The organism is Microcoleus sp. B3-D2 (genome assembly GCF_036705345.1).
Lineage (GTDB): Bacteria > Cyanobacteriota > Cyanobacteriia > Cyanobacteriales > Microcoleaceae > Microcoleus.
In genome coordinates this window covers 1-6,075 of sequence record NZ_JAUBUG010000138.1, presented here as the reverse complement: position 1 = coordinate 6,075, position 6,075 = coordinate 1, and the positions used below count along the sequence as shown (strand labels likewise).

General features: G+C 44.2%; 5 protein-coding genes. 3 read left to right on the top strand and 2 right to left on the bottom strand.

Annotated elements, in window-relative coordinates; genetic code table 11:
• Positions 1–278: 278 nt before the first annotated feature.
• Entirely contained in the window at positions 279–1,442 is a 1,164-nt protein-coding gene (locus QUB14_RS27915; RefSeq protein ID WP_333221442.1) for a glycosyltransferase family 4 protein, read from the bottom strand.
• A 201-nt stretch (positions 1,443–1,643) separates the two neighbouring features.
• Between QUB14_RS27915 and QUB14_RS27910 the strand changes: the two genes are divergently transcribed.
• From QUB14_RS27910 to QUB14_RS27900, 3 genes are all read left to right on the top strand, one after another.
• The gene (locus QUB14_RS27910; RefSeq protein WP_333221445.1) at positions 1,644–3,749 is read left to right on the top strand and encodes a hypothetical protein; all 2,106 of its coding nucleotides are present in this window, start codon (positions 1,644–1,646) and stop codon (positions 3,747–3,749) included.
• A 101-nt stretch (positions 3,750–3,850) separates the two neighbouring features.
• On the top strand, positions 3,851–4,936 hold the full coding sequence (locus QUB14_RS27905; RefSeq protein ID WP_333221447.1) for a glycosyltransferase family 4 protein: 1,086 nt from the start codon (positions 3,851–3,853) through the stop codon (positions 4,934–4,936).
• 36 nt (positions 4,937–4,972) lie between these two features.
• Positions 4,973–5,302, top strand: a complete 330-nt coding sequence (locus QUB14_RS27900) for a hypothetical protein (RefSeq protein WP_333221614.1) — start codon at positions 4,973–4,975, stop codon at positions 5,300–5,302.
• A 158-nt stretch (positions 5,303–5,460) separates the two neighbouring features.
• Here the strand turns inward: QUB14_RS27900 and QUB14_RS27895 are convergent, their stop codons facing one another.
• Positions 5,461–6,006, bottom strand: coding sequence for an ISAs1 family transposase (locus tag QUB14_RS27895; protein WP_333221616.1), 546 nt, complete (start codon positions 6,004–6,006; stop codon positions 5,461–5,463).
• Between the last annotated feature and the right edge of the window lie 69 nt (positions 6,007–6,075).

The following is a 6,075-nucleotide window of genomic DNA, read 5'->3' as shown; positions in this document are numbered from 1 at the left end:
AGTACAAGTTTCAACCCTGACTCCAGGCAATGCTAATAGATAGTCTAGATGGAAGCTCATAACGGTAAATGTATTATTAGGTACATTTTACACCATAAACTCAGGAGAGCCGTCGTGTGCCAGTTGCGTAAATCCTAAAGTAGAGTCTGTGCGTAATCCCTATGCTTGTCAAACTGAGGTGAAACCTCGCTCTTGTGTAGGCTGTATCTTCGCAAAATCCTTGATTTTCCCGAGAAAGACAAGCATAGGGATAAGTCCTATTCTCATTGTTTTGATCCTCAGGCTAACAACACTTTTCTAACTTTTTGCGCAATTGTTTGCCAATCGAAATTTATAGCAGCGTATTCTTGACAGGCTTCTCTAGAAGGCAGGGGTACTTTTCCAGTTAGCAGTTCTTCCAATCGCTCAGCAATAGCTGTTGCCTCACAAGAAGCAGTAATCAAATTTGGTGAAAACGGCTCTAAAATTTCTGGCATTCCACCAACAGGAGTACATAGCGCTGGAGTGCCGCAGGCGAGGGATTCTAGTACGGATAATCCAAACCCTTCTAAAGATTGACTCGGCATCACACTTAGGTCGGCGGCTTGGTAAGCTATAGGTAGTTGGTCATCTGGCAAAAAGCCGAGAAATTTAACGTTGTCATTGAGTCCCAAATCTGTTGCTTGCTGCTCCAGAACCGCTTGTAGTGGCCCTTTTCCAGCGATCGCCAACCAGATATCAGGAATTTGAGGTTTAATCCTCGCTATAGCCATCAACAGCTTATCGAGTCCAACTCGATGCACTAAGCGACGCGCTGTAAATAGAATGGGGCGATTTTCAGGCCAGTCGATCTGCGTGCGGGCTTCAGGGCGCGATCGGTTGATTTGAAATCGCGAAAGATCGACACCGCCGGGAATTACGTTAATTTTGCTCCAAGGAATTTCATATTCTTGATGTAAAATCTCACCAAACGCTTTGCTCAGAACAATAAATCGATCACAACGACGATAGACCCTTTGTTCCATCCAATGCTTCAAAAAAACACTCAGCTTACCAGAACCCTCCTGCTTAGATTCTAATGCCCAAGGCCCGTGAAAGGAAAAGGTAACAGGAACCCCCCTAGGTAAAACTTGCAAAAGAGGAAAACTATATAATGCAAAATGTAGATTAATTGCATCAGGTTTTGCATATTTCCGCAGCCCAAAATTGGAGCGAATCAACCAAAGCCGTTCCCAGAGTCGATGTTCGGGTTCAGCTAAATTAGTGAATTTTACGCCAGAGTTTGACTGAGTTTCTGGGAGACCTACTCCACACAATTCAACTCGATCTTGACTGGCTGCTAATTGATGCGTAAGCTCATATACATATCGATCCAAGCCTCCCGGTGTTTTCGGAAACCATCCGATCCCGACGCAAAGAATATTTGCTGCTGTAGCTGCAGGGTTACTTGTGTAGTTGTCCACTTGGTTGTTTGCAAATATACATTAAATTTAGTCTAACTGAGACATTCTGATTATAGCTGTATATTTTTGAGTGAGATTATGAAGAATCGATTCCTATTGCTAGTAAACAAATTATGGCAAAAACAGCGATTATTCATCCAAACAATGAATCATTTCCTCAATAATTTTAAGCCGAGTGAGAACGATCGCCAACATTGCAGGATGAGTTTCAGAGCCAAGGCGATCGCAGGAGTCATAATCTCTACTTTAACTGCACTGTCTGTAGCTGCACTGTCTGTAACTTCAAACCCTTTACCCAATATCTCCTACAAAACATCTTGGATCGGTAACACCTTTGGCGGTGGCAGTAAGTGGGTACAAATTCAAATCGCTGCCATGTACGTGGGGAACGACGGAACGGTTTATACCAATAGCGTGTGGGATGAAGCGGGTAGAGAGGCAGGAATTTATAAAGATGGAGATGCGATCGGCAAAGCTAGTAATCTTCATGGATGGGGAAGAACTGGAGGGGAAGCAGTCACTGCCAATGGTAAGTACCTTTATATCGCCATGACACAGGGGGCAATAGACAGGATGGTAATTCAGGATTATCCACCTTCTAAAACAAACTGGTATTGTGTGAGACGCTACAACTTATCTGGGGAGCCTGCTCCCTTTGCAGGTGGGCGTGGTTATGATAAAAGTATGTTAATTGTTAGCACCTCCGGTCAAGTAACTGGATTAGCTAACGCTGGCAGCGAGCTTTATGTCAGTGATAGTGCTGCCAACCGCATTCGTGTCTACGATGCCGAAACTATGGCAGAATTACGCAGTTGGTCAGTCGATCGCCCCAAACAAATAGCTGTAGATACTCAAAGTAACCTATGGATTCTACAAGCGAAAGACGCTACTAATCCTCCCAAGATACTGCACTATTCCAAGACAGGAACTTTATTGTCCAAGAAAATTACGGATGTTGTAGACCCTACAGCCCTAGCCATTGATAATCAAGGCAGACTGTTGGTTGCGGAAAATGGCCCCCGTCAACAAGTGCTGATCTACAACATCACAAGTACACCCACCTTGGTTGGGACTTTGGGCAGTGAGAGGGGGATCTACTCAGGAACATCAGGAGAAGTTGGAGACCTCAAACTCGGAGGTTTGACGGTGGTGGGCACGGACGCCAGCGGAAATATTTATGTCAGTCTTGATGGTTTTAATCGGTCAGGAACGGACTTGAGGAAGTTTAATGCAAGCGGATCAATGCAGTGGAGATTGCTGGGCTTGCAATTTGTAGATAATGCCGATGCCGATCCTGGGACTGATGGAGTCAACGTGTTTACCAAGCAGGAACACTTTGTCATGGACTATAGCAAAAGCAATGGTCAGGAATGGAGTTATAAGGGATATACCGTAGATAAATTTCGCTATCCAGACGATCTGCGGCTACAAGAAACAGTACATGGGACTACCTCGGTCTTCGTGTGTCGCATTGAGGGAAAGCGTTTTCTTTATCTCGCCGGAATGTTTGCCGATTATATCGCCATTTACCGTTTTGATGGAGAGATCGCGGTTCCCAGCGCAATTTTCTCTCGCAAGCATTCTAAGTGGCCCGCTAATCAGCCAGCAGCAGGAAGCTGGCTATGGCACGACAAGAACGGGGATGGCTCTATTCAAAGCGATGAATATGAAAGTTTAGGTGCAGAAGATGATTCGATTTGGGGTTGGGAAGTTGATAGCAAAGGGGATGTTTGGCAAGCTAGTGAAGCTGGCTACATCAAACATTATCGCTATCAAGGATTGGATACTCATGGTAGTCCAATTTATACTATGACCGCTTCCGAAGTTATACCCATGCCAGCACCGTTTAACAAGCTCTTAAGAGTCAAATATTTTCCTGATACAGATGTCATGTATCTAGGAGGCTATACAGTCAATCGCCCACACACAGGTGAGGAATGGGGAATAGTTGGCACAGAGATTGTGCGCTATGACGACTGGCGCAAGACCCGGAAAGTGCGCTGGCGTGTCAGTCTTCCTTACAATCCGAGTGCCAACCCGATTTTGATTATCAAAGCGATGGATGTAGTAGGAGAGAGAGTTTTTGCCGTTACTTCTAGAACAGCCGAGGTGTCTGTCTACGACACAGAAACGGGAGCAACTCTTACAACGTTGTCTCCCGGCCCAGAGGTGGCACGCGAGAGTGGCTGGATTGATATCCCCTACGCTTTACGAGCCTATCGTCGGTCGAATGGTGAATATGTGGTGTTTGTAGAGGAAGATGCGAAAGCCAAGGTGATTATGTATCGGTTTACCTCAAATAATTAAGTAAATCGGGCAAAATCAACGTTAACTTCTCATTTATCGACTGTAATTTCCAACTAAAGCTATTTTCGTTTTTTTTACGTTATCTAATTTAGAGGTATTTGATGCGCGTGCTACATATTCTCAACCACGTCCAAGAGATCGGAAATGGGATTGTCAATGTGACAGTCGATCTAGCCTGTCTGCAAGCCAAAGCAGGTCACGAAGTCGCTGTCGCTTCTGCTGGTGGAGAATATGAGGAATTAATGGCACGTTATGGTCTAAGGCACTTCAAACTCGATCAGACGCGGAAACCGCTCAATCTGCTTAAGGCTGCTGCACGTTATCGGGCGATCGCGCAAGAGTTTCAACCTGATATCGTCCATGCTCATATGATGACGGGAGTGGTACTGGCGCGTGCTTTAAGAGTGGGATTTGGATACGCTGTCGTCTCTACAGTCCATAATGAATTTCAGCGCAGTGCAGTGCTTATGGGTTGGGCTGACCGGGTTATTGCCGTCAGTAAGGCGGTTGCCCAGTCAATGGCTCGGCGCGGTATTCCTCAGAACAAGTTGCGGGTAGTCAATAATGGTACACTAGGTAGCCCCCGCACTCGCCAACTGAAAGAATACCAACCGATGCCACTACAGCGACCCGCGATCGCAACTGTAGCGGGGATGTATCGGCGCAAAGGGATTGCTGAGTTAATTGAGGCTTTTGCACAAATCGCTGCAGAGTTTCCAGACGCCCATCTATATCTAGTGGGGAATGGACCTGACCGGGAAATGTTTGAGGCGCAAGCACAAAGTACAGCCGTGAGCGATCGCATTCATTTTGAAGGCTTCCAGTCTGAGCCGCAGCGCTATCTGTTAGCTACTGACATCTTCGTACTTGCTTCGCACCGTGAACCTTTTGGTCTTGTTCTTTCGGAAGCTCGTGAAGCAGGCTGTGCCATTATTGCCAGCAATGTAGACGGCATTCCTGAAGCCTTAGATGATGGGCAAGCAGGTATACTGGTTCCGCCATCTGATAGCCAGAGTCTCGCCGCAGCTTTATCTCAGTTGCTCAGTGACTCCAAGAGGTTGCATGGGTGGAAAGACCAAGCCCAACAAAACCTAGAGTGGCTGACTACTGAGCGTGTTAATGAAGAAACCTTGGCAGTGTATCGTGAGTTGACCACAAAGGATATACAGCGTATCCCAGGTTTATGAGGTACACTAATATTTAATGTAGAAATAATAGTCCCAATGAAATCTTACTCAATCGAGTTCCGAGAAAAAATAGTCACGGCTTACTTTCAAGGTAACACCTCAATCAGAAAAGTTGCGGCTAGATTTAGTGTAGCTAAAAGCTTTGTACAAAAACTACTATCTATTCATAAATGTCAAGGTAGTTTAGAACCAAAAAAACCAGGTGGGAAAATGAAGGGGGCATTGTATGGAACGGAAGTTCAACTACAGACAATGGTTGAACGAGATCCAGATGCAACATTATTAGAATATTGTGAATATTGGGGAGAAAATTATCATCAATGGGTCAGTAAAAGTGCCAGGGTAAACGCATCTAAATTAATTTGACAAAAACCTGAATTTGTGTATTACTAAATAACTAAAAAAACTTTCTTTAAATGCTTAACTTTAACCCACTTAAGCAGATTAAATCAGAACCTTAAGATTTTCTAAACTTCTTAAAGCCGGATAATTTTCCTTCTTAAATAGGTGTTAGACTTAGAGCATTAACTGGCAGAGTTTAAAATTTGAACTAAATAATTATTGTCCATAGCCGCTCGATACCGCTTCATTTTTAGACTTTGTTTAGAAGTTTTTTCTTGTTTTAGTAAATTTATAGCCAAGCGACGTAGAAGTGCAAAATTTTCGGGAGAGTTCTGTTTCCGAATCCGGCTTTCATCTTCACAAAATGTAACATCAAGCGTCCAATGTAAGCTATTTTCAATGCCCCAATGACTGCGGATCGCCCCAGCATTTTTTTCAGCATTACTGCTTAAACTACTCAAGTAAAAACGAGCTTCACTGGTGGTTTTATTCCACAACCGTCGTTCACTAACTATCATGACAACTGTTTTTAATCCCGTCCATAATTCTTGATTATGCAGAGGTGGTAGCTCGGATACATCCACCGTCCAGACTTGTCTTTTTTCCACTCGATGATGTCCCGCTTCTACTTGTTCATAATAATCATACTTTTTACCTAAACAATCTGCTTTTTGTGCTACTTCAAACCACTCTTTCACGGCTTTGTATAGGAGTTTTTGAGTAAGGATTCAGGTGGTGGGTATTGACAAGTGTGATCCTGGAAAGTAGAATATAGCAATTATGAAAAAAAACCTGCC